This window comes from Flavobacterium calami (assembly GCF_038290035.1).
In the GTDB taxonomy this organism is placed as follows: Bacteria; Bacteroidota; Bacteroidia; order Flavobacteriales; family Flavobacteriaceae; genus Flavobacterium; species Flavobacterium calami.
The window spans coordinates 22,791-44,946 of sequence record NZ_JBBYHS010000007.1 but is presented as its reverse complement, the minus strand read 5'-3'; the positions used below and the strand labels follow the sequence as shown (position 1 = coordinate 44,946).

At 36.8% G+C, this 22,156-nt stretch carries 19 protein-coding genes; 10 read left to right on the top strand and 9 right to left on the bottom strand.

Annotated features, from left to right (window positions below):
• The first annotated feature begins 2 nt into the window (after positions 1-2).
• The 6 genes from AAEO57_RS07560 (at position 3) to AAEO57_RS07535 (ending at position 7,800) form a co-directional block, all read left to right on the top strand.
• A complete protein-coding gene (locus AAEO57_RS07560; RefSeq protein ID WP_341691199.1) occupies positions 3-650 on the top strand; it encodes a porin family protein in 648 nt (215 codons plus the stop codon).
• A 346-nt stretch (positions 651-996) separates the two neighbouring features.
• Entirely contained in the window at positions 997-2,604 is a 1,608-nt protein-coding gene (locus AAEO57_RS07555) for an arylsulfatase (protein ID WP_341691196.1), read from the top strand.
• A 96-nt stretch (positions 2,605-2,700) separates the two neighbouring features.
• Positions 2,701-3,756, top strand: coding sequence for an HAD family hydrolase (locus AAEO57_RS07550; protein ID WP_341691194.1), 1,056 nt, complete (start codon positions 2,701-2,703; stop codon positions 3,754-3,756).
• 18 nt (positions 3,757-3,774) lie between these two features.
• Positions 3,775-4,632, top strand: a complete 858-nt coding sequence (locus tag AAEO57_RS07545; RefSeq protein WP_341691191.1) for a transporter family protein — start codon at positions 3,775-3,777, stop codon at positions 4,630-4,632.
• 492 nt (positions 4,633-5,124) lie between these two features.
• The gene (locus AAEO57_RS07540) at positions 5,125-5,565 is read left to right on the top strand and encodes a hypothetical protein (RefSeq protein ID WP_341691189.1); all 441 of its coding nucleotides are present in this window, start codon (positions 5,125-5,127) and stop codon (positions 5,563-5,565) included.
• 219 nt (positions 5,566-5,784) lie between these two features.
• Positions 5,785-7,800: a BCCT family transporter gene (locus AAEO57_RS07535; protein ID WP_341691187.1), complete on the top strand. Its 2,016-nt coding sequence runs from the start codon at positions 5,785-5,787 to the stop codon at positions 7,798-7,800.
• Between the two features lie 223 nt (positions 7,801-8,023).
• Here AAEO57_RS07535 and AAEO57_RS07530 read toward each other — a convergent pair whose 3' ends face one another.
• From AAEO57_RS07530 to AAEO57_RS07495, 8 genes are all read right to left on the bottom strand, one after another.
• The gene (locus tag AAEO57_RS07530; protein WP_341691185.1) at positions 8,024-9,031 is read right to left on the bottom strand and encodes a zinc-dependent alcohol dehydrogenase family protein; all 1,008 of its coding nucleotides are present in this window, start codon (positions 9,029-9,031) and stop codon (positions 8,024-8,026) included.
• Between the two features lie 140 nt (positions 9,032-9,171).
• On the bottom strand, positions 9,172-9,753 hold the full coding sequence (locus AAEO57_RS07525) for a Crp/Fnr family transcriptional regulator (RefSeq protein ID WP_341691183.1): 582 nt from the start codon (positions 9,751-9,753) through the stop codon (positions 9,172-9,174).
• 45 nt (positions 9,754-9,798) lie between these two features.
• Positions 9,799-10,188 carry a nuclear transport factor 2 family protein gene (locus AAEO57_RS07520; protein WP_341691181.1) on the bottom strand — a complete coding sequence of 130 codons (390 nt, stop codon included), beginning with the start codon at positions 10,186-10,188 and terminating at the stop codon, positions 9,799-9,801.
• 65 nt (positions 10,189-10,253) lie between these two features.
• Complete coding sequence (locus AAEO57_RS07515; RefSeq protein ID WP_341691179.1) at positions 10,254-11,093, bottom strand: MBL fold metallo-hydrolase; 840 nt, start codon at positions 11,091-11,093, stop codon at positions 10,254-10,256.
• A 139-nt stretch (positions 11,094-11,232) separates the two neighbouring features.
• Positions 11,233-11,814: a Crp/Fnr family transcriptional regulator gene (locus AAEO57_RS07510; protein WP_341691177.1), complete on the bottom strand. Its 582-nt coding sequence runs from the start codon at positions 11,812-11,814 to the stop codon at positions 11,233-11,235.
• A 197-nt stretch (positions 11,815-12,011) separates the two neighbouring features.
• Positions 12,012-12,395 (bottom strand): DUF4345 family protein, encoded by a 384-nt coding sequence (locus AAEO57_RS07505; protein ID WP_341691175.1) that lies wholly within the window; start codon positions 12,393-12,395, stop codon positions 12,012-12,014.
• Between the two features lie 206 nt (positions 12,396-12,601).
• Positions 12,602-13,549, bottom strand: a complete 948-nt coding sequence (locus tag AAEO57_RS07500) for an NADP-dependent oxidoreductase (RefSeq protein ID WP_341691173.1) — start codon at positions 13,547-13,549, stop codon at positions 12,602-12,604.
• 72 nt (positions 13,550-13,621) lie between these two features.
• The gene (locus AAEO57_RS07495) at positions 13,622-14,422 is read right to left on the bottom strand and encodes an SDR family NAD(P)-dependent oxidoreductase (protein ID WP_341691170.1); all 801 of its coding nucleotides are present in this window, start codon (positions 14,420-14,422) and stop codon (positions 13,622-13,624) included.
• 102 nt (positions 14,423-14,524) lie between these two features.
• Between AAEO57_RS07495 and AAEO57_RS07490 the strand changes: the two genes are divergently transcribed.
• Positions 14,525-15,109 (top strand): TetR/AcrR family transcriptional regulator, encoded by a 585-nt coding sequence (locus AAEO57_RS07490; protein WP_341691168.1) that lies wholly within the window; start codon positions 14,525-14,527, stop codon positions 15,107-15,109.
• Between the two features lie 378 nt (positions 15,110-15,487).
• Here AAEO57_RS07490 and AAEO57_RS07485 read toward each other — a convergent pair whose 3' ends face one another.
• On the bottom strand, positions 15,488-16,381 hold the full coding sequence (locus tag AAEO57_RS07485; RefSeq protein WP_341691166.1) for a helix-turn-helix domain-containing protein: 894 nt from the start codon (positions 16,379-16,381) through the stop codon (positions 15,488-15,490).
• A gap of 133 nt (positions 16,382-16,514) precedes the next feature.
• On the opposite strand from AAEO57_RS07485, the gene AAEO57_RS07480 reads away from it, so the two are divergent.
• The 3 genes from AAEO57_RS07480 to AAEO57_RS07470 are packed head-to-tail and all read left to right on the top strand — an operon-like array spanning position 16,515 to position 22,026.
• Complete coding sequence (locus tag AAEO57_RS07480; protein ID WP_341691164.1) at positions 16,515-17,558, top strand: efflux RND transporter periplasmic adaptor subunit; 1,044 nt, start codon at positions 16,515-16,517, stop codon at positions 17,556-17,558.
• Between the two features lie 12 nt (positions 17,559-17,570).
• Entirely contained in the window at positions 17,571-20,663 is a 3,093-nt protein-coding gene (locus AAEO57_RS07475; protein WP_341691161.1) for an efflux RND transporter permease subunit, read from the top strand.
• A 16-nt stretch (positions 20,664-20,679) separates the two neighbouring features.
• The gene (locus AAEO57_RS07470) at positions 20,680-22,026 is read left to right on the top strand and encodes a TolC family protein (protein WP_341691159.1); all 1,347 of its coding nucleotides are present in this window, start codon (positions 20,680-20,682) and stop codon (positions 22,024-22,026) included.
• The last annotated feature ends 130 nt before the right edge of the window (positions 22,027-22,156 follow it).

Here is a 22,156-nt window from a genome sequence, read left to right as displayed (position 1 = left end):
CGATGAAAAAATCAAAGCTAATTGTATGCGCACTATTAATGTGTGCAGGTGTAATGGCTCAGACTGAAAAGGTTAAACTGGGAGTAAAAGCAGGATTAAATGTTTCGAGCCTTACATTTGATGAAAATGAATTGGATTCATCAAGTAAAAATGGATTTACAGCAGGTTTAATGGCAGAAATTCCCTTGGCAAAAAACTTTTTAGTTCAGCCAGAGCTTTTGTACAGCCAGCAGGGAATGAAACTATCTTATTCAGATCCTGAGGTAGAGAATTCTCATTACAAAAGTACTATTGCCTTAAATTATATAAACATTCCTGTAATGCTTAAATATTATGTAGTGAAAGGTTTGAGCCTGCAGGCAGGACCACAAGTTGGAATTCTGCTAAAAGCGAACAATAAATATCAGGACAATTTTTTAGGCTATGATAACCATGAAAAAATGGATTTAAAAGAGTACTCCAATGGGATTGATGCTTCTGTAAATTTTGGAATTGGTTATCAGTTTATTGACAAATTATATGTTGATGCAAGATACAATATGTCCTACAACAATGTCTTTAAAGACGTAACAGCAAACACAAATTATGTTATTAACAGTGATATGAAGAACAGAATTTTTCAAATAACAGTAGGTTATTTTTTTAAGTAGAGTTAGTAACAACTTCATGTCTTTTTTAAAACCGCTCCCCAAAGGAGTGGTTTTTTTGTTAATTGGTTTTACACTCAAATAATACATCAAAACAAATATCAGCTGTAAAAAATATACAGTACACAAAGAATAACCCTTTATTATATATCCCGTGCGATTACAAAAAATAGTTTTACAAATAATCGTTACGAGGGGTATATTTTCAATAATTTATCAAGCCGAACATGTTTCACTTTTTAAAATTTGGTTGCAGATTACAATTTGCAACATTAAAACAGTGCAAATTTGGCTAACTCTAATCATAACCTTTTAATTTTATTACAATGCTAATTTAAATATTGTAATTATGAGTAAAAATGCCTTATCAATTGTTTTAACTAGTTTAATGATGCTGCTGTTTTTCAGCTTAGAAGCACAGTCAAAAAAGAAACCTAACATTATTATGTTAATTTCTGATGATACAGGATGGGGTGACCTTGGGGTTTATGGAGGAGGAGAGTCTCGCGGGATGCCTACGCCAAATCTTGATAAGATGGCCAAAGAAGGAATGCAGTTCTGGGAGTTTTACGGACAGCCTAGCTGCACGCCGGGAAGAGCGGCAATGTTAACAGGACGTATTCCAAACAGAAGCGGTATGACAACCGTGGCTTTCCAGGGACAAGGAGGCGGTCTGCCGGCAGGAGAGTGGACTCTGGCTTCTGTTTTAAAGAAAGCAAATTATAAAACGTTTTTTTCAGGGAAATGGCATCTAGGCGAAGCAGATTATGCAATGCCTACCGCACACGGATTTGACAAAATGCAGAATGTGGTATTGTATCACTTAAACGCTTATACTTATGCATTTCAGTCATGGAATCCGGATATGACTCCTGAGATGCTGGCGTTCTTTAAGAAAGTTACCACAGGAGTATTAGAAGGTGAAGCAGGAGGAAAAGTAAGAGAAGTTTCTAAAGTTACTGAAGAGAATATTGCTGAGCTGGATATGATGATGACCGATAATGTATTAAAACAACTCAATGATTATGCAAAAGCGAAAGATCCGTTTTTTATGTGTGTGAATTTTGCTAAAAACCACCAGCCTAACCTGCCTTCCAAACAGTTTAAAGGAAAATCTCCTGGTGCCAGCAAATATTCAGATTGTGTGGTGGAGATGGATTACAATGTAGGGCGAGTGATGGATGAAATTAAAAAGCTTGGGATATCTGAAAATACAATTGTAATTTATACTGTAGATAATGGGGCATGGCAGGATGTGCATCCTGATGCTGGATACACGCCTTTCAGAGGTTCTAAAGGAACCGACAGAGAGGGAGGAAGCCGTGTACCTGCAATTGCTTGGTGGCCTGGGCAGATCGAAGCCGGAAAGCAGAATCATAATATTGTAGGAGGACTTGACCTTATGGCAACATTTGCCAGTCTTGCAGGGGTTGAGCTTCCAAAGAATGACCGTGAAGGCAAACCGATGGTTTTTGACAGTTATGATATGTCAAATGTATTATTCCAGAAAGGTACACCGCTTCGCAATAACTGGTTTTATTTTACAGAAGCCGAACTGTCTCCTGGAGCAGTACGTGTAAGCCATTTTAAAGCAGTTTATAATACACGAGGTGACAACGGGGCACAGGCAGGAAGTGATGCGCCAGGACAGCAGCTTGGATGGAGAGGAGACGAAACCTATGTGGCAACCGTTCCGGCTATTTATGATTTATGGCAGGATCCACAGGAGCGTTATGATTTGTTTATGAACAGTTTTACAGAAAAAACATGGACTCTTCCGGTTTTCAATAAAGCTATTCAGGATCTCATGAAAACATATATACAGTATCCGCCAAGACCGATGCAGGGAGAAGTTTATTTGGGTAATGAAACAATAACAAGATTCAGAACTGTTCAGGACGCAAAAAAAATGATGGAAGAAAAAGGCATGAAATTGCCTGAAGACGTTAAATATTAATTCACTACTAAAACTTAGCTGCAAAAAAGGTGAGATTAAATATTTCACCTTTTTTTGGATTAAGTGTTTTTAATCAGAAAAATGGATAGAAATATTATGAAAAAGACAATAAAAAAAGCAGGACTTAAACTGGCAGTTTTTTTTGTTTTTTTAATTATGGTTATTGGCTGTAAAAAAGAAAATGAAAAAACAGAAATCAAAATAGACAATACAGAAAATTCATCGCCGGAAGATAAGACTCCTCTTGCTTCGTGGAATGATACAAAAGTAAAACAGGATATCATTGCTTATGTAAAAGATGTCACCAATAGCGAAAGTTCTAATTTTATACCGGTAAAAGATCGTATTGCAACCTTTGATAATGACGGAACTTTATGGTCAGAACAGCCTTTCTATTTTCAGCTGTTTTTCGCCCTTGACCAGGTGAAAGCTTTAGCTCCCAAACATCCTGAATGGAAAGACAAACAGCCTTTTAAAGCAGTGCTTGAAAATAATATGGAAGAGCTGATGAAGCAGGGTAAACCGGGGCTTTTGCAGATCGTAGCCGTTAGCCATGCAGGAATGTCTACTGATGAGTTTGAAGCCAATGTCACTAAATGGATTAACAGCGCTCAGCATCCCATAAAGAAAAAGCTTTACAAAGAGCTGATTTATCAGCCTATGCTAGAGCTGGTAAAATACCTTCAGGACAATCAGTTTAAAGTATTCATTGTATCAGGAGGAGGAATTGACTTCATGCGCGCATGGGCAGAAGATGTTTACGGAATTCCAAAAGACCAGATTGTAGGAAGCACACTTCAGGCAAAATACGATTATAATAACGGCAAGCCTTTTATCACTAAACTGCCAGCACTGGACTTTAATGATGATAAAGAAGGTAAACCTGTGGCAATAGAAAAATACATTGGAAAAAAACCGGTGTTTGCCGCCGGAAACTCAGACGGCGACCTTCAGATGCTGCAATGGGCTGCTTCCAATAAATACAAAAATTTTGAATTGTATGTTCATCACACAGATTCTGTTCGTGAATGGGCTTACGACAGGAAATCTCCAGTTGGCACGCTGAACAAAGGACTTGATGAAGGGAAGGCCAAAAATTGGGCTTTTGCTGACATGAAAAACGACTGGAAAGTGATTTTTCCCGGCAATTAAATAACAAAATCGCGCACTATGAAATTAAAAATGCTTAAAAAAGGAACAACAAAAACCGTTAGAGATAATACAGCAGCCCTACTGCTTTTATTTGTTGGATTTTTTTCGGGTTTCGCCCAGGAAACTGAGGAGAACAAGGAACCACAAAGCGGTTCGACTTCTGTGAAATTATCACAGGAAGTAATGAATCCCACCACTTTAGCCTGGCAGCTGCAGTTAGAGGAATTTGCCATTTTTAAAACTGAGGGACAGGATGGTTTTGCACAGAACTTCCGTGTGAGAGGGATTATTCCGGTGAAAGAAGGATTTTTAATTAAAGTGCCGCAGCTGATAAGAGTGATTGCTTTTTTTAATACAGCACCCGATGGCAGAACAGGACTGGGTGATGTTACCTTAAACCAGTTTTTTATTCTCAGCAAGAAAGACTGGGGACAGTTTGGGGCAGGCTGGAACATACAGATTCCCACAAGAACTGACGATCAGCTTGGTTCTCCTCAATGGAGTCTTGGTCCGGCTTTTACAGTAACTTTCACGAATCTGGGAAAATGGCAGATGTACTGGATCTGGGAGAACTTTTTCTCAATATCCGAAAATGATAAGTACGGCTCATCTGCTTATGCTGTTTTACAGCCCAATGTTTTCTATACTTGGTCTAATGGCGTCTATGCCGGGATTGAACCGGAATGGCAGATTGATTATAAAACAGGAAAAGTAGCCATTCCTATGGATTTCAGAGTAGGATATATATGGTCGGGCAAACTAAAATATAATGCCTACATCGAGCCGGAGGTTATGGCTTACAGATCTGATGGTTATCCAAGAAACTCTGCTAATTTTGGAGTAAGATTAGGTTTTAGATGGTATCTTCCGATGTAAGTAGTATTTTGATCTCTATGAGCATTTTAAAATTAAAATCTTCTTAGGGAAATATGGTTTAAAACAATTTAAATTGATCCTGCCGTATAGGATTGAAAAAAAAAAATCGGTAACTATTTGCAGACTGGGCCCAATACACAGATTAAACACCATTTTTTGAAGATTTATAAATATTAAGATTAGCCTAAAATAAAAAACCTGCAAATCCTTGAATTTGCAGGTCTTCAGACATTTTTTATGTCTTTTACCAAAGTGGATCAATTTTGCACCAAATTCAATTTTGTTGTTTCACTTTGAAATCATGGACAAAACTTAAAAGACTAACTAATTATTTTCGATCAAGAGATTAAAAGCTTTATTGCATAGTCATAAAATAGGGATTAACTTCAAATTAATCAATTGTCTGATATTGTGGGTTGTATGCTATTTTTTTTAGCTTTTATTGAATAATTTTAATTAAATTTAGTTATGGAAATTTTAAAAAAGATAAATATGAGAAAGATTACTCTATCAGTTTTTACATTATTATGTTTTACTAGTATTTTCGGACAGGCCAGAAAGGAATTGAACTTCGGCCTTGTTGGCATCAATTATGAAATCCCTGTACATAGGGATATTACCATCGCCCCAGGAGTAGGCACGACTCTGGATCTTGACTGGCTCAACGCAGGGGTGAAGGGAAATTATTATTTCGATCATGTATTTGGTATTACCGATGACGCATGGGACGTCTATGGCGGAGCCAATGTTGGCTACTCTTTCGATCTCAGGGATGATCATGACAATAATGGCCACGACGGAAGCGATTTCAATGTCGGCCTGCAGGTAGGCGGAAGATGGTTCTGGAACGAAAAGTGGGGCGTTTATGTGGAGATCGGTGGCGGTAATGTTTCGGGCTTTTCTCCCGGAATCGGACTGACACTGAAGCTTTAGTTTGGTGGCAGAAACACATAAAATTTTTATGGCTCTCGCTCTGTACCGAAGGATTTCCTCATTTACCTCAATTACTGTTTGATTTGTTTTTGAGTAGCTGTGTCATCTTTCCTTTAAAAATTTTGGTTATAACGGCCTTGCATTTAGTTTTCTATTTCTTTGGGATTTAAGGTTTATATCAGATTGTTTTGTGTTTAACTTAAAATATAAAAAAATTATATGCAGTATTTCTCCAAAACAAAAACAACACTCAGCAAGGGTGTTACCGTACCCAGTTTGATTTTTATAATTGGAATTTGTGTGCTTTCGGCTGTTGCACCAGATTTTACAGAAGAACTTCTCAATACGGTCAAAAATTTTATTTTTGTAAATCTGAACTGGGTTTACGTTTGGTCTGTTACCATTTTTGTGCTGTTTTTGATTTATCTGATGACGAGCAAATACGGAAATATCCGGCTTGGAAGAAATAACAGCAAACCAGATTATTCTTTCTTCTCCTGGATTTCAATGCTTTTTGCAGCAGGAATGGGAATAGGATTAATGTATTTCAGTGTTGCAGAACCCATACAGCATTATTCCAATGAAATTTTTGCTGAAAAATCTATTGTTCAAAGAGCCCAGAATGCCCAGCTTTACACCTTTTTTCATTGGGGAATTCATGCTTGGGCAATTTATGGAGTGGTTGGGCTTTCTTTGGCTTATTTCACCTATAGATACCGTTTGCCGCTTTCTCTTAGAAGCTGCTTCTATCCTTTATTGAAAGATAAAATAAAAGGGAAGTGGGGAAACATAATTGATGTTTTTGCGCTTTGCAGTACATTTTTTGGAATTACCACAACATTGGGCTTTGGTGTAGTGCAGATTAATTCGGGGCTACAAACACTTAATGTAGTACCGGAAAACAGTTTTTTTTATCAGGTATTGATTGTTGCTGTACTGGTTTCTTTGTCGATTTTTTCGGCTGTAAGCGGATTGGATAAAGGAGTTAAAATCCTCAGTGGAATCAATATCGTAAGTGTAATAGTGTTGCTTCTTTTTGTCTTGATTCTGGGACCAACTGTTTATCTTATCGGTAGTTTTACAGAAGGAATCGGAACCTATATAAATAATTTTTTCAGCCTTACATTTAATACCCATGTTTACGAAGAAAATTCCCAGCCATGGTTTTATGACTGGACAATTCTTTACTGGGCATGGTGGATTTCCTGGTCGCCATATGTGGGGCTTTTTATTGCTAAAATTTCGAAAGGAAGAACTATTAGAGAGTTTGTTGGAGCAGTTTTGATATTGCCTACTTTGTTTAATTTTATCTGGATGTCTGTTTTTGGAGGTAGTGCTGTTTGGTTTGATTTACATACAGCCAATGGGTCACTAAGTGCATTAGCGGGTAATCCAGATGTTTTGATGTTTAGTTTTTTGGAATATCTTCCACTGACCAAAGCGTTGAGTTTCATTGTAATTTCAATCATTATTATATTCTTTGTGACTTCGGCAGACAGCGGAATTTTTGTAATGAACAGTATTGCAACCAAAAACGCTGAAAATTCTCCAAAATGGCAGACAATAGGTTGGGGCATATTGCTGGCAGTACTTGCGTTAATGCTTCTTAATGCCGGCGGGTTGGCAGCTCTGCAGAGTATGACACTCATTACAGCGCTTCCGTTTTCGATTATAATGCTACTCTTTATCATAAGTCTTATGAAAGCGCTCTCTATAGATAGAAAGTATTATGAAAAAGATTTCTCGCGTACCACTGTTCCTTGGTCAGGAGCATCCTGGAAAGATCGTCTAAAGCAGATTGTTTCTTTCCATGACAAATTATATGTTGACGAATTTATCAATACTAGAATTCATGAAGCTTTTAAGGAATTAGAATCTGAATTTGCCAATAATAATATTGTGGCCAAGATCAATTATTATGAAAATCCTCTAAGAAGAGAAATTGAAATTAAGCACGATAGCGTCAATAATTTCCTTTATGGCGTCAAAAATGAATCAAGAGTGGTTTCGGATTATCTTTTGGTGGATCAAAACCTTCCTGAAGTAAACGACAATGTTACTTATTTTCCGAAATCTTATTTTGGCGACGATAGAGAAGGGTACGACGTACAATTATTTACGAAGAATGAACTTATTTCTGATGTTTTAAAACATTATGAAAGATTTTTGGAAATTATTTCCGAAGAAAATAATGAAATGTTCATCAGTAGTGATTTAAATCATAAGTATAAATGATTTAGAATTTTCTCAAATGTATTTTAATCACTATTAGGTGTTATTTCTAAGATAAAAAGACTGTCCTTACTTTTTGGACAGCCTCTTTTGGATGCGGTAATCTCAAATGGACAAATTTTTAGCGATTTATGGAAGGTAACAAAAAAACAAAATCGTACCTCTTTTTATTAAAACCGTCTTAGCTTTTTGTGGCAGAAAAGATATACGCTCTATGTTTAATTTTCTATATATTCACTACAATTTTTCCAAATTGCTGATTAGATTCCAAATAGTAATGAGAAGAAACGATGTCATTAATATTAAAAACTTTATCGATAGCAGGTTTCAGTTTTTCTTCGGTTAACCCTTTATCAATAAAAGATATGGCTTCTATTAAGACTTCCATATTACCCATCACTTCAATAGCTGAATAGCCTCTAATAGTTGGAGTTTTCATCAAAACATCAAATGCTGGAAAACTGGCAGGTTCGTGACTCAATGCACCGTAAACAAATACTTTTCCGTTTTCTGCAACAGAACTTAAGAGGTTACTGAATTTAGTACCGACAACAGGATCTAAAATTAAATGCGCCCCTACATTTTCTGTGATTTTTAAAACTTCAGCTGCAATATCCTGCTCAGCTGTTACGATTACATGAGCTGCACCCGCTTTCAATAAAGCTTCTTTTTTCTTTGCCGAAGTAGTTAAAGCAATTGCAATTCCTCCAACATAATTAGTCATTTGAATGGCAGCCAATCCTGCACTACTCGAAGCAGCATTAATTACCACAAATTGTCCCGCTTTTAATTGTCCCGAATGTACCACCATACCATACATTGTTAAATAACTTGTCCAAACAGATGCTGCTTCGTCAAAAGACAAATTTGATGGATATTTGTGTATTGCATAAGCTGGCATATTAATATACTCGCCATAAGAAGCATAGTTGTGTAAAGAAAAACCAGGAACAACATTTACAACATCGCCCACTGCCAAATGCGAAACTTCAGCACCAACTGCTTCGATAATTCCTGCAGCTTCGTAGCCTAATTGAGCTGGAAATATAGGATTCTCGATGTACATTCCCTGACGGTACATGGCATCAGCTCTGTTTATACCTATTGATTTTACTTGAATTCTTACTTCCTGAGGACCAGGATAAGCAACTTCAATTTGTTCTACTTTTAATACTTCAGGAGCTCCAGCTTCGTGGAAAATAACTGTTTTCGATGTTTTTGATAAATTATTCATTGTTTTATTTTTTATAATTTTTTAATTGATTTTGATAAGGCAAAGTTGCATCAAAGACAAGCCTTACAACAATGAGATATGATAAAAAAAACCGTTGACATTTGTCAACGGTTTCTATAATTTAAAACTTAAAACAGAGTTTATTTCGTTCCTTGTTTTCTAATCCTGCTCAACGTTTCTTTCGTAATACCCAAAAATGAAGCAATTATGTGCTGTGGGAATCGTTGAATAAATTGTTGATGATGAGCAGCAAATTCTTCATAGCGTTTTTCAGCCGTGTTGCTGATGGTAGAACTTAATCTGCGTTGGCTGGCAATGGCATTTCTTTCATCCATTAAACGTATCATCTGTGCCATTGCAGGTATTTTGTCCATCAAATCCAACATTTCAGCTCTTGTAATAATAAGAAGTTCGGTGTCTTCCCAAGCATCAATATTGTATTTTGAAGGTGTAAGCATAGTTGAACTTTCGCGATCGTTTGCCCAATAATTTTCTATAAAAAGATGTACAATATGTTCTGCACCTTTTTCATCAACACTGTATTGGCGCATAGCCCCTTTTACAATAAAACCAGCATGTTTACACACATCGCCTTCCTGCAGAAAATATTGCTTTTTTCTTAACTTTTTAGGTTGAAAAGTTGCAACAATTAAGGCTTGCTCTTCACTTGTAAGCGGTAAGTTTGCATATTGGCTGATATAGGCTATTAATTTTGCGTGCATTCGTCTGATGATTCATTAAAACAATGCAAGGTATAAAAAAACGCTTTATTTCATAGCATCATTTACAGTCTGACTATCTACAAATTGCTCAAAACTGATAATTTTACCATCCTTCAATTTCCAAACGTGTGCTACTCTGGCTGTGAATGATTTGCCTGTAGTTTTATAGATCCCTGCATAAGTTCCGTAAGCAACGACTTTATCATCGCTGGTAAGGTAATCTTCTGGAGTAAATTTATAATCTATCCATTCGCTCCCCAATCGGCTGAAAACGTTTTTGGTTATATTTTCTAATCCAATGTAGGTTCCTGCATATGGAAAGCCTTTGGCTTCTGTCCAGGAAATATCTTCGGCAGCATATTTAGCAAGATTTTTACCATTTTCTTCCGAAGTTTTTCCTTCGTAAGTGCTTTTTATGATATTTAGATTTGTCATTGTCTTTTTGTTTAAAGAACAGCCTGACAATGTAAAAAGTATCATCAGGCTGTAGATAATTAATTTTACCATTTCATTTCTCCAGTATTTACTTTTGCACCGATCTGCAAGGCAGTTTCAAAAGTAAGTGTTGGGTATTTTGTTTTCAAAGCTTTAATTAAGGCTTCTGATGTTTTATTGGTTTTCAAAGCTTCTTCGTAGAATTGAATGTAACTTTTGGTATGATTTACAGCAGCAATATCAAATGGAGAATTGGAATTAGCATGAGCCGGAATTACAATTTCAGGTTTAAAAGCCGAGATTTTATCTAAAACTGCAATCCAGTTTTTACGGGCTTCTGGAGTTTGTGCATCCGCCATCCAAAGATTAAAAGTCGTTCCAAAAACATTGATTCCGCCCACAACTGCTTTGATCGAAGGAATCCATACAAAAGTTTTATTCGGAAATTCTTCCAAACCAATGATTTCTAATTTCTGACCTTCCAGTTCAATACTGTTACCTTTTAAAACCTGCGGCAAGACAACATTTGAAGTAATGACTTTACCCAATCGTTCGCCCCAGACGTCCAATTTTTTTTGAGCAGTAGCCTTAATTGCTTCTACTGATCCAGGTGATGCATACGCCACTACATTCGGAAAATGTTTTTTGAATATTTCCAGTCCAAAATAATAATCAGGATCTGCGTGGGAAACATAAATTGAGGTTAGTTTTTTACCACTTGATTTAATTTCCTGCGCAACTTTTTCGGCATCCGCCAAAGTAAATTGGGCGTCAATCAAAATAGCATCTGTTTTTCCCGATACGATCACCGATGCTACACCAAAGCTGTTTTCTGATGCGTTGTAAATTTGAAGTTTAAAATATTTAGTTTCAATTGTTTTGAAACTCTGTGCTTGTGATTCCATATTAAATAAAATTAAAATTGTTATAAATACTGTCGAGATAGTGTGTTTCATTTCTTTTGCTGGTTTAAATTAACACTGCAAAGATGAAATGATATGCGATATCAAAACATTAAACTAGTTTAATAAATAAAGGGAAATCTTATTTTTTCACCGCAATTTTCTTTCGAATATTACTCAAAAAAACATTGGTAATTCCCAAATAGGCAGCTATTTGGATATTAGAAAGGCGCTGGACAAGCTGTGGGTATTTTTCTGTAAATTCTATATAACGGGATTCTGCCGTTTTACTTAAATTATCAATCATTCTTCGTTGAAGGGCAACGTGTGTTTTTTGGGTCATAACCCGAAATAGTTTTTCAATTTGAGGTAAATTAGCATAGGCAAACTCTTTATCCTTTTTTGAAATTATAAGCACTTCGCTGTCTTCAAGCGCTTCTATGAAAAGATGTGAAGGTGTTTCGGTAGTAAAACTGTCAATATCAGTAATCCACCAATTTTCAATAGCAAAATAGAGTATTTGCTCAAAACCATTTTTGTCAATATGATAGACGCGAAACAACCCTTTGGTGACAAAGCCTTCAAATTTACAAATCTCGCCTTCTCTAAGTAAAAAGCTCTTTTTTGGAATTAACTTTTGTTCAAACAAACTGCAAAACTGTTCTGTTTCATTTGCAGAAAGAGAAATATGTTTAGCTATATTTTGTTTTAAAAGTGCTGTCATTTAACATTATCCAGGTCATTAATTAAAGAATTAAAAATAAGTAAATATTTTCAATAAACCAGGATCATAATTGTGCTTGATTTTTCCTTCCCTAAAATTGCGACCAAATTGTGCCTAACTTTTTTTGGACAGTGCATTTGGATAGCCTCTTTTTGTTTGTGCAGTATTCAAATTATTACATATCAATTTAATTGAGCTTAATTTTTAGAATGACCGGGTTGTTTTGATGCAAAATACATTACAATAATAATGTAAAGTTCGGTTATGCCTGCCGGTAATAAATCATTTGTGTAACCGTCAAATGCTACGCTGATAATTCTGCAAATCAATATTACACTTATTAGTAATAAAGACGCTTGATACCAGGTTTTATTTTTGGTAATTAAGCCCATAAGCATTATTAACCCGCCTCCTATGAGCATACCGCCAATAGCTCCTCTAAAAGTACTGTATGTCATTATGCCTAATGGCTTAATGCCATACAATTCAAAAGTATTTAAGGGAGCAAACACATTTACTGCACCTAAAACCAATAAAGGAAGAATTGCCAGTACTACTAAAATATTGATTAGTTGTTTCATATGTTGATTTTTATTGTTTTTAATCGGTCATATGTAATTCGCACATCAACAATGGTGTTAGCGACCAAATTTTGAGTTATGCTCATTTCATTTTTTTTTTTTTTAAATTTCGCATATATCTGGATTTTGTCTTTTAAATATTTGGACTAAAAGCCATTGTAAAGATATATGCGAAAAAGTATAAGGATTTTTATTTTTATCTGCTCTTAAAGATTGACTATAATTTTACCAACGGTTCTGCCTTTTTCTAAATATAAATGTGCATCTCGCATCTGGTCAAAATTAAATGTTTTAGAAACGTGTGATTTAATAATGCCTTTTTCCAATAGCTGAGCAAGCTGTAGCATATTTTCACCGGATGACTGTACAAGCAAAAATGATAAATTGACCTCTTTTGATTTTGCTTTTTCAAGTTGATCTTCAGAAAAACTGCTGGATACAATTGAAACAATTGTTCCGCCTTGTTTTATAACATCTAAAGATTTTAGAATCGTATCGCCTCCAACAGTATCTAATACAAAATCGACATCTGAAACTGTTTCCTGAAAATTTTCTGTTGTATAATCTATATGTTGATCTGCTCCATTTTGTAAAACAAATTCTTTGTTTTTTGCTGATGAAGTACCAATTACATAAGCTCCAAGATGTTTTGCAATTTGTGTAGCATAGTGGCCAACACCGCCCGATGCTGCGTGAACTAAGACTTTATCTCCTTTGCTTACATTGGCTTTTTCTACCAAAGCCTGCCAGGCCGTAAGGGCAGCAAGTGTAGCCGATGCCGCTTCCTGATGAGAAATATTTTTGGGTTTTAAGGTTAAATGCGCAGATGGAACAGCAGTAAATTCGGCATAAGCATTTCCTTTTCCTGGAAAATTCGCCATTCCGAAAACATCATCACCTATTTTGAAATCGGTTACCTCATCGCCAACTTCCACCACGGTTCCTGACAGATCCCAGCCAATAACAGCTGGTCTTTCTGAACCAAGAATCCAATTCAATGCGCCTTCATTTGCTCTTACTTTATAATCAATTACGTTTACACTTAATGAAATTGTTTTTACCAAAACTTCATTACTCTTAATAGTTGGTTTTGCACTTTCTATATATTGCAGATTATCTACACTTCCTGCTTCGTTTAAAATTATTGTTTTCATTTTTATTTTAAAATTTGTTTAATTCTTTTAGGACATTTTTTTCAAGAACCTATTAACCAAAGGTCTAAATTCCTAATTTTTGGTATATCGCTGCGCAGGCTGACCGGTTTGTGAAGCTTGCAATAATTTTATACGGGCATCTTCATAAGTGTCAATTAGATTCTGGTCGTTTACAGACGGATGCGTTAGTAATTCGCCTTTATCTAGTCCGGCAAGAATGGCATCAACACAATCTTCGGTTTTCATAATAGTTGACTGTTCCAGTGCAGATAAAGGAACACCACCAACCTCCCATATTTCGGTTGCAGTTGTAGCAGGATTTACCAATTGAATATGGATATTTGTTCCTTTTACTTCTTCCTGAAGCCCTTTGGTGTACTGAATAACAAAACCTTTAGTACCGCTATATATGGCACTTATAGGTAAGGAATAAAAACCGAGTACTGAAGCTATATTAATTAAGGTCCCTTCGTTTTTCTCTAAAAACTGCGGTAAAATAGCATTCGATAATAACATTAGAGCAGTGATATTTACATTCACCATCTCTTTTTGTTTCTCCACACTAGTCTTAGTAACTGATGTAAGTGTCGAAGTACCGGCGTTGTTAATAAGCAATGTTATACTCTTGTCATTTCTTAACTCTTCTGCCACTTTTTCTAAGTCTGTATCCAAACCTAAATCTGCAACTAAGTTGGTTACTTTAATTCCATAACTGTTTTCCAGTTTTTCAGCTAGTGCATCCAATCTATCCTTACGACGCGCTACTAATTTTAAATCATAACCACGTTGTGCCAGTCTTTCTGCAAATACCTTACCTAAACCTGATGAGGCACCAGTTATTACCGCAGTTCCCATTTTATTGTTTTCTTTCATTTTGAAAATATTTAAATTATGTGTTTTTTAAGTAAACAGATCTGTTTACATATTGCAAATGTAAACCAAACTGTTTACATTTGCAATAAATTTTTTTTATTCATGGAAAAAAAAATAAATCAAGTTTCAAAAGCCCAAAAAAGGGAGGAAATGATTAAAAGTGCTTATGCCATTTTTTACAAAAACGGTTTTCATGCCACTGGTGTAGATGCCATTGTTGATAGTACAGGAATATCCAAACGAACACTTTACAAACACTTTACATCAAAAGAGGGACTCATTATTGCAGCGGTTAATTATTACCACCAAATCATGTATGGAGCAATATCTGATTATATAGAAAAACCTGTATTAGACAATCCAGTGGATAAGGCTTTAATGATTTTTGACTTTCTTGAAGAATTAGTGGATGCCGGAAATCTTGACGGCTGCTTTGCAATGAATGCAAAAACAGAATATGCGCACAAGGCAGCAGAAATAGAATCAGCCTGTGATGTGCATACTAAATCACTAATAGCGCTGATTGAAAAGTATCTTTCAGAGGCAGAAATTAAAGAAAGTGAATTGCTGGCTGTTCAGATTATGATGTTATTTGAAGGCGCAATTCTGCGTAGCAAAGCGACTGAAAGTTCTTCACCAATAAAATTAGCCAAGTCTGCCGCTAAAGTGCTTTGCAGTCAATATTAATGTGGTTATAATGAGGTTTTTTTGCAAAAGTATAGTTATAATCATAACAAATTATAATATTGCAATCGATTTATACCTCTTAATTCCCTGAAATATTTAGCTCTGTTAAAAATCTTCTGCTTTGATTTAAGTTCAGCATATAGGGCAGGACTGCGGGACTATTTGTTGCTATCAGCAGTATTGAATCATTAGAAGATTTTGCAACGTTGACTGCTATGGTCCTAACGCCACAGATTTTATTGGAAAGAAGCCTGATATGATGTTGAGCTTCAAATCTTTTAATGAATTGTATTTCTATATTTTACAGCGCATTTCTGTCAATTCTGTATTGATAGCTTTAAAAGTCTGATGTTTTGGGGTTTTAATGAAATTTACATCTTAATGCTCTCTATACTGTAAGGGAGTAAATCCGACTCTTTTTTTAAAGTAAGTTCCAAAAAAAGACGGATTGGCAAAATTTAATTCATCGGCAATCTGAGATACAGTTAAGTTAGAACTTTTTAAAAGTGCCTTTGCGGCCATAATTACCATTTCGTCGATCAGTTCAAGAACAGATTTTCCATTTACTTCCATTATTATTTTAGAAAAATATTTAGGTGTCAAGTGCAGTTTTTCGGCATAAAACTGAACACTTCTTTCTGTTTTATAATGCTCATAAAGCATTCTGGCGAACTTCATCTGAATTTCTTCTTTACGGTTTTTATATTCTAAAACAGTATTGCTGTTTTCCGAAGAATACAGCTGTAATATCTGATAGAGAAGTGCAGACAAAAAACTTCTAATAATATGTTCTCTATACAAAACTTGTTTTTGATACTGATTAACCATCAGCTCGTGGACTAAAAGAAATTCTTTAAACTGGCTGGGAGCTAACTGCCAGCACACTTTTTCTTCTATTATTTTTACAATATTTCCCACTGGCAGGGGAAGTTTAATAGTTGAAATAAAGTCGAATGTGAATAAGAGGAACTCTATCCTTAGGTTTTTGCTTTGTTCATTTATCTGGACAATATTCTGGGGCATTATCAGCAGCAGCGTATTTTTAGCTACATCATATTCAAGTAGGTTTATGCGAATTTTACCGTTCCCTTTTTTACAAAAAACCAAAGCTATCCCTTCCACTATATGAGGATGATTGAAATCAATGGCATGTTCTTCAACCTTCGTGGAATTTCTTGAAATAATGAACCCTTCAGTTTCGGTCAGCACATCTACATGAAGCTGCTTTGCAAAATGGTCAATGGAGATTTTACTATACTGTTCTCTATTCATGAGGTATTGAACTTTTTATGGTGTAAAGATAGTAAAAAGCGACATTTTGAACAGTATTGAGGAAAAATTGATTTCTGGTAATGCCTGCTGATCCAAGATCTTTGCGGTATACTTAAACCTAATAAAAGAGAAAATGAACAAGTTAAAATTTATACCATTCCCGTTTTTAGGAGTATTGTCAATGCTCTTGATCCTTTCTTCCTGTACTTCTAAAGACAGCCAGAAACTCTCTGATGCAATTCCTGTGAGAATTCAGAGCATCAGTTCGGACACTGATTCATATCCACGGGAATATATTGGCACTGTTGAAAGTGATAAAACAGTAGATGTCAGTTTTATTCTGCCGGGAACAATCGAACAGATGTATGCTGCTGAGGGACAGAACGTGAAAAAGGGGCAGCTGCTGGCCAGACTTAATATTACGAGTCAAAAAAATGCCCATGATTTATCTGTGGCAGCATTGAAGCAGGCTCAGGATGCTTACAAACGGCTTTCTTCCATGCATGAGGATAAAAGTCTTCCCGAAATTCAGTTTGTCGATGTAAAGACGAAATTAGAACAAGCGAGGGCGAGTGAAGAAATTGCAAGGAAAAATCTGCAGCAATGCACAATTTATGCTCCTCAAAGCGGTGTTGTTGGGAGAAAATCATTTGAGACAGGTGCCAATGTAATGCCGGGTAGCACGGTTTACACTATTATGAACATAGATAATGTCAAAATAAAGGCTGCGATACCTGAGGGCGAAATTTCGGATATGCGTGAAGGGAATAAAGCGAAAGTGATTATTTCTGCTCTCGGAGATTCAGTTTTTGAAGGAAAACTGATTGAGAAAGGCGTTACGGCCAATCCGGTTTCCCATACCTATGATATAAAGCTGCTTGTAAAGAATCCTTCAGGGAGAATTGTTCCTGGGATGGTGTGCCGCACCTATTTGGGGAGTACTGCTTCAACTAGCAGCATTATTGTACCGATGACTGCCGTGCAGGTCGACTATTCAGGAAAAAGATTTGTGTGGCTTATGAATAAAGAGAATAAGGCCGTTTACAAGGAAGTAAAGCTTGGAGGCCTTTCCAAAAATGGGGTTAAGATAATGGATGGTCTTCAAGAAGGAGATAATTTAATTACTGCCGGATATCAGAATATTAGTGAGGGAACCATCGTAAAAGCGACTAATTAATTAAAAGTTCAAATGGATAAAAATAATGGAATTATAGCAGCGGCGGTTAAATACAATAAAATTGTATTGCTGCTTATCATTACCCTGGTGTTATTTGGGATGTTTGCCTTATATAAAATGCCTAAACAGGAATTTCCTGTCTTTACAATACGACAGGGTGTTGTTGTTGGAGTGTATCCCGGGGCAACATCAGCTGAGGTTGAACACCAGCTTGCCAAACCCCTTGAAAACTTTCTTTTTACTTATAAGGAAGTAAAAAAATCAAAAACCTATTCCCAGTCAAGAGACGGAATGGTATACATTTTTGTCGAGCTAAACGACGAGGTAGCCAATAAGGATGAAGTATGGTCTAAAATAAAGCATGGTCTTTCCAATTTTAAAATGCAGCTTCCTTCGGGGGTACTTGCTGTCATTGCAAACGATGATTTTGGTGATACCTCTGCGCTTTTAATTGCTTTGGAGTCGGATACCAAAACTTACCGCCAGCTTAAAGAATATCTTGAAGCATTGGAAAATAAATTAAGATCGGTTGAATCTGTATCGAATCTAAGGAGGTATGGGGTTCAGAACGAGCAGTTGAGCATTTATGTGGATAAGGAAAAAGTGGCCAGTTACAGCATCAATCTCTACAGTCTTTACCAGACGCTTTTGACAAAGGGAATGATTGGGCCCTCAGGTGTGATTGACAATGATGAGATGGTAGTTCCTATTCATATCGCACGGCCGTTTTCTTCAGAGCGTGATTTGGAAGAGCAGATTATTTATTCTGATCCGCAGGGGAATCATATACGGCTGAAAGATGTTGCAAAAGTAGTGCGGGAATATCCTAAAGCATCCAGTTATACCATAAGTAATGGTAAAAAGTGTCTTGTCCTTTCAACTGAAATGCGTCCGGGCTATAATATTGTCCAATATGGAACAGATGTAGATCAGGTATTGAAGGCTTTTGAGAAAACACTTCCATCTGACGTTAAGATTTACCGAATTGCAGATCAGCCTCAAGTTGTTGATGCTTCTATTAGTTCTTTTTTAGAAGAATTGCTTATTGCAATTATCGCTGTTATACTGGTAACAGTTGTTTTTCTTCCCATACGCGTTGCAGGGGTTGCAGCTTCGACGATTCCAATTACGATATTTATCTCGCTGGGAATCATGTTTGCTGTAGGCATTGAACTCAATACCGTGACTCTTGCGGCACTTATTGTTGTGCTGGGAATGATTGTAGATAATTCTATAGTTATTGTTGACAGCTATCTGGAAAAACTTGATGAAGGGATCGATAGAAAAAAGGCGGCCATTGACAGCGCCAAAGAATATTTCAAAGCAATATTCTCAGCTACACTTGCCATTGGAATTACATTTTTTCCTTTTCTGATCACTTTTACCGGGATGATGTATGATTTTCTAAGTGCTTTTCCATGGACTATATTAATTACCTTATCCATTTCTCTTGCTATTGCAGTTTTGTTTGTTCCCTTTTTGCAGTACTTTTTTATCAAAAAAGGAATCCATTCAGCGCCGGCAGGTAAAAAGCGCCATAAATCCTTTATGGATTATGTCCAGTCTTTTTATGATGCCGTGCTTAAAAGAGTATTTCTTTTTCCAAAAATTACTTTTGTCATTGGTATTATTTTCGTCGCATTAGGGATCGCAATGTTTGTTAATCTTCCTTTAAAGATACTTCCTACAGCAGAGAGGAATCAATTTGCAGTAGAAATATTCCTGCCTCAGGCAAGTGCGCTGGCCCAGACAGAAACCGTAGCAAAAGATCTGGCTCAAGTACTTTCAAAAGATAAGCGTATCCGATCTATAACCACTTTTATGGGCACAGGATCACCCAGGTTCCATACCACTTACGCTCCTAAGATCGGAGGATCTAATTTTGCACAGTTCATTGTAAATACGGTATCAAGTGAAGCTACGATTGCCCTGCTGGACGAGTATTCTGAAAAATATGCAAGACGTTATCCTAATGCTTATATAAAATTCAAACAGCTGGATTATCAGGCTGGTGTGGATGCCGATATTGAGGTGCGCCTGAGCGGTGACAGCATTTCAGATTTGAAAGCGGCGGCAGCAAAACTAGAGGCTGAGATCAAAAAACTAAATGCACCCCAAAGGGTTTATACTAATTATGAAGAGATCCTTCCTGATATTTCCATTAGCGTAGATCCTGTAGAATCAAACCGATTAGGCATCAATGAAGGACTTTTGGGAATTGGTCTTACCTCAAGATTTGGCGGCCTTCCTATAACAACAGTCTGGGAAGGGGATTACAAAGTTCCCGTAGTGCTTAAATCAAAGTGGCAGGGCAAAGACCCTGAGGGGGCCGATGTTGAGAATGAATATATTTCAGGACTTTTTACACCGGCTGTTCCCCTTAGGCAAGTTGCCAAGGTTACAAACGGATGGAATGAGGGACAGATTGTGCGCAGAAATGGAGTCCGTACCCTGTCGGTTTATGTAGATCTTAAGAGGGGAAATAAAGCGAATGTTACACAAGCTGAAGTGGAAGAGATTGTGCAGAAAATGTCAAAAGAAATTGACAGCAGGAATATTGCTGTTTCCTATGGCGGCATAAAAGAGGATACCAATGACCAGCTTCCAAAAATTGCGGCAGGTCTTCTGATCTCAATAACCATTATTTTCTTTATACTGGTTTTTCATTTTAGAAAAGTAAGCCTTGCTTCGCTGGTATTTGCCTCAACATCTTTTAGTTTCTTCGGGGCGGCATTTGGTCTCTGGCTTATGGATATGGAATTCAGCATGACAGCAGTTCTGGGGCTGGTGAGTCTGATAGGAATCATTGTCAGAAACGGCATTATCATGTATGATTATATTGAAGAGCTGCGCAATCACGCTAAGATGACAGTGCTTGAAGCCTGCGTGGAAGCAGGAAAGAGAAGGATGAGACCTATACTTCTTACATCACTTGCAGCGTCAATGGGTGTTATACCTATGATTATCAGCAAGAGTCCGCTCTGGGGACCTATGGGAACGGTAATATTTTTCGGGACTTTAATATCGATGGTATTCATCCTTACCATGCTCCCGCTGTTATATTGGATGACTTATAAAAATGAAGATTTGAGCGTAACTGCTTAAAAAATAAATAGGAAAAATGAAAAACTTACAAATACTAGTGCTGATCCTGGCAATTATGCATTCGGGATATGGCCAGACACAGCTTACAGTGGAGCAGATTAAAAGCATGGCTGTAAAAAACAACAGTAAGGTAAAAAACAGCACCCTTGAGCTTGAAGCCGCAAAGGAATCTAAACAGGAGATGTTTACCAATTATTTTCCAAAAGTTACTGCTTCGGCTCTTGGGATGAAGGCTATAGATCCTCTTTTGGAGATCAAAATGAAAGGAGGAAACCTGCCTGTATACGATGGTAACCCAGCCAATCTGGCCGGGGCATCCCAATTTGCTTACATGCCCGATGTTAATATGGGACTCTTTAATCAGGTTGGATTAGGTTATTTAAATGTTCTGCAGCCTGTTTACGCAGGGGGAAAGATTAAAACAGCCAACAATCTTACAAGCCTCAATGTTGAGGTAAAAGAGAGACAGCAGCATTTAACAGCAGATGAAATCATTCTTACAGCCGAGCAGCAGTACTGGCAGGTTGTAATTGTACAGGAAAAACAAAAAACACTTGAAGGTTATATACAGTTTTTGGATACATTGTACAGGCAGGTCAGCGCTGCTTTTAAAAGCGGTATGATAATTAAAAATGATCTTCTCAAAGTAACAATCAAACAGCAGGAGCTTCAGGTAAGTAAAATACAGCTTGCCAATGAAAGAAAACTTGCTCTGATGCGTCTTTGCCAGACCATAGGAGCAGAGTACAATCCTGAAATTAGCCTCAGCAGCAGTCTGGCCGATCTATCTGAACCGGGAAATTATTTTGTTGCGCATAACACGGTGCTGGCTAACCGGGCAGAATACCAGCTTTTTGAGAAAGCGGCTGAGGCTTCAAGGCTGGAAACAAAACTTAAAAGAGCTGATTATATGCCCAGTCTGGGAGTCGGGGTTACTGCTTATTACATGGACCAGTTTGAAAGCGGTCTAAGCGGAGCCGGCAATGGGATGGCTTATGCTTCGCTGAACGTTCCCATTTCTGACTGGTGGGGCGCAAAACATAAATTAAATGAGCTTAAATTACGGGAGTCCATTACTAAAAACTCCTTGGAGGAAAGTAAAGGACTATTGCTGCTGCAAATGGAAAAGGCATGGACAGACATAGTGGAATTAGATCAAAAAATCCATTTGATTCAGGCAATGCTTCTGCAGACTCAGGAAAATTTAGCTGTAAGTCAGAAAAGCTATAACAATGGCATGATTCAGCTTTCTGATCTGCTGGAAGCACAGGTTTTAAAGATAGAAACCTGCGATAAGCTTATTGAAGCTAAAAGCCAGTATAAAACTGCGTTGACAAAATATCTACAGGTAACAGCTCGATAGAATCATGAAAACAAGGGATAACACCTATTTTTTCAAAGTAAAATTTAAAGACAGATATGATGAGTTCTGGCTCAGGGAAGATATTGAAGCGATTAGTTCAAGCCTGAAATATGAATTTATCGAGGATTTA

Excerpts from the sequence above, each read along its gene's own strand:
- AAEO57_RS07560 (WP_341691199.1), top strand. The coding sequence starts at position 3 with ATGAAAAAATCAAAGCTAATTGTATGCGCACTATTAATGTGTGCAGGT.
- AAEO57_RS07555 (WP_341691196.1), top strand. The coding sequence starts at position 997 with ATGAGTAAAAATGCCTTATCAATTGTTTTAACTAGTTTAATGATGCTG.
- AAEO57_RS07550 (WP_341691194.1), top strand. The coding sequence starts at position 2,701 with ATGAAAAAGACAATAAAAAAAGCAGGACTTAAACTGGCAGTTTTTTTT.
- AAEO57_RS07545 (WP_341691191.1), top strand. The coding sequence starts at position 3,775 with ATGAAATTAAAAATGCTTAAAAAAGGAACAACAAAAACCGTTAGAGAT.
- AAEO57_RS07540 (WP_341691189.1), top strand. The coding sequence starts at position 5,125 with ATGAGAAAGATTACTCTATCAGTTTTTACATTATTATGTTTTACTAGT.
- AAEO57_RS07535 (WP_341691187.1), top strand. The coding sequence starts at position 5,785 with ATGCAGTATTTCTCCAAAACAAAAACAACACTCAGCAAGGGTGTTACC.
- AAEO57_RS07530 (WP_341691185.1), bottom strand. The coding sequence starts at position 9,031 with ATGAATAATTTATCAAAAACATCGAAAACAGTTATTTTCCACGAAGCT.
- AAEO57_RS07525 (WP_341691183.1), bottom strand. The coding sequence starts at position 9,753 with ATGCACGCAAAATTAATAGCCTATATCAGCCAATATGCAAACTTACCG.
- AAEO57_RS07520 (WP_341691181.1), bottom strand. The coding sequence starts at position 10,188 with ATGACAAATCTAAATATCATAAAAAGCACTTACGAAGGAAAAACTTCG.
- AAEO57_RS07515 (WP_341691179.1), bottom strand. The coding sequence starts at position 11,093 with ATGGAATCACAAGCACAGAGTTTCAAAACAATTGAAACTAAATATTTT.
- AAEO57_RS07510 (WP_341691177.1), bottom strand. The coding sequence starts at position 11,814 with ATGACAGCACTTTTAAAACAAAATATAGCTAAACATATTTCTCTTTCT.
- AAEO57_RS07505 (WP_341691175.1), bottom strand. The coding sequence starts at position 12,395 with ATGAAACAACTAATCAATATTTTAGTAGTACTGGCAATTCTTCCTTTA.
- AAEO57_RS07500 (WP_341691173.1), bottom strand. The coding sequence starts at position 13,549 with ATGAAAACAATAATTTTAAACGAAGCAGGAAGTGTAGATAATCTGCAA.
- AAEO57_RS07495 (WP_341691170.1), bottom strand. The coding sequence starts at position 14,422 with ATGAAAGAAAACAATAAAATGGGAACTGCGGTAATAACTGGTGCCTCA.
- AAEO57_RS07490 (WP_341691168.1), top strand. The coding sequence starts at position 14,525 with ATGGAAAAAAAAATAAATCAAGTTTCAAAAGCCCAAAAAAGGGAGGAA.
- AAEO57_RS07485 (WP_341691166.1), bottom strand. The coding sequence starts at position 16,381 with ATGAATAGAGAACAGTATAGTAAAATCTCCATTGACCATTTTGCAAAG.
- AAEO57_RS07480 (WP_341691164.1), top strand. The coding sequence starts at position 16,515 with ATGAACAAGTTAAAATTTATACCATTCCCGTTTTTAGGAGTATTGTCA.
- AAEO57_RS07475 (WP_341691161.1), top strand. The coding sequence starts at position 17,571 with ATGGATAAAAATAATGGAATTATAGCAGCGGCGGTTAAATACAATAAA.
- AAEO57_RS07470 (WP_341691159.1), top strand. The coding sequence starts at position 20,680 with ATGAAAAACTTACAAATACTAGTGCTGATCCTGGCAATTATGCATTCG.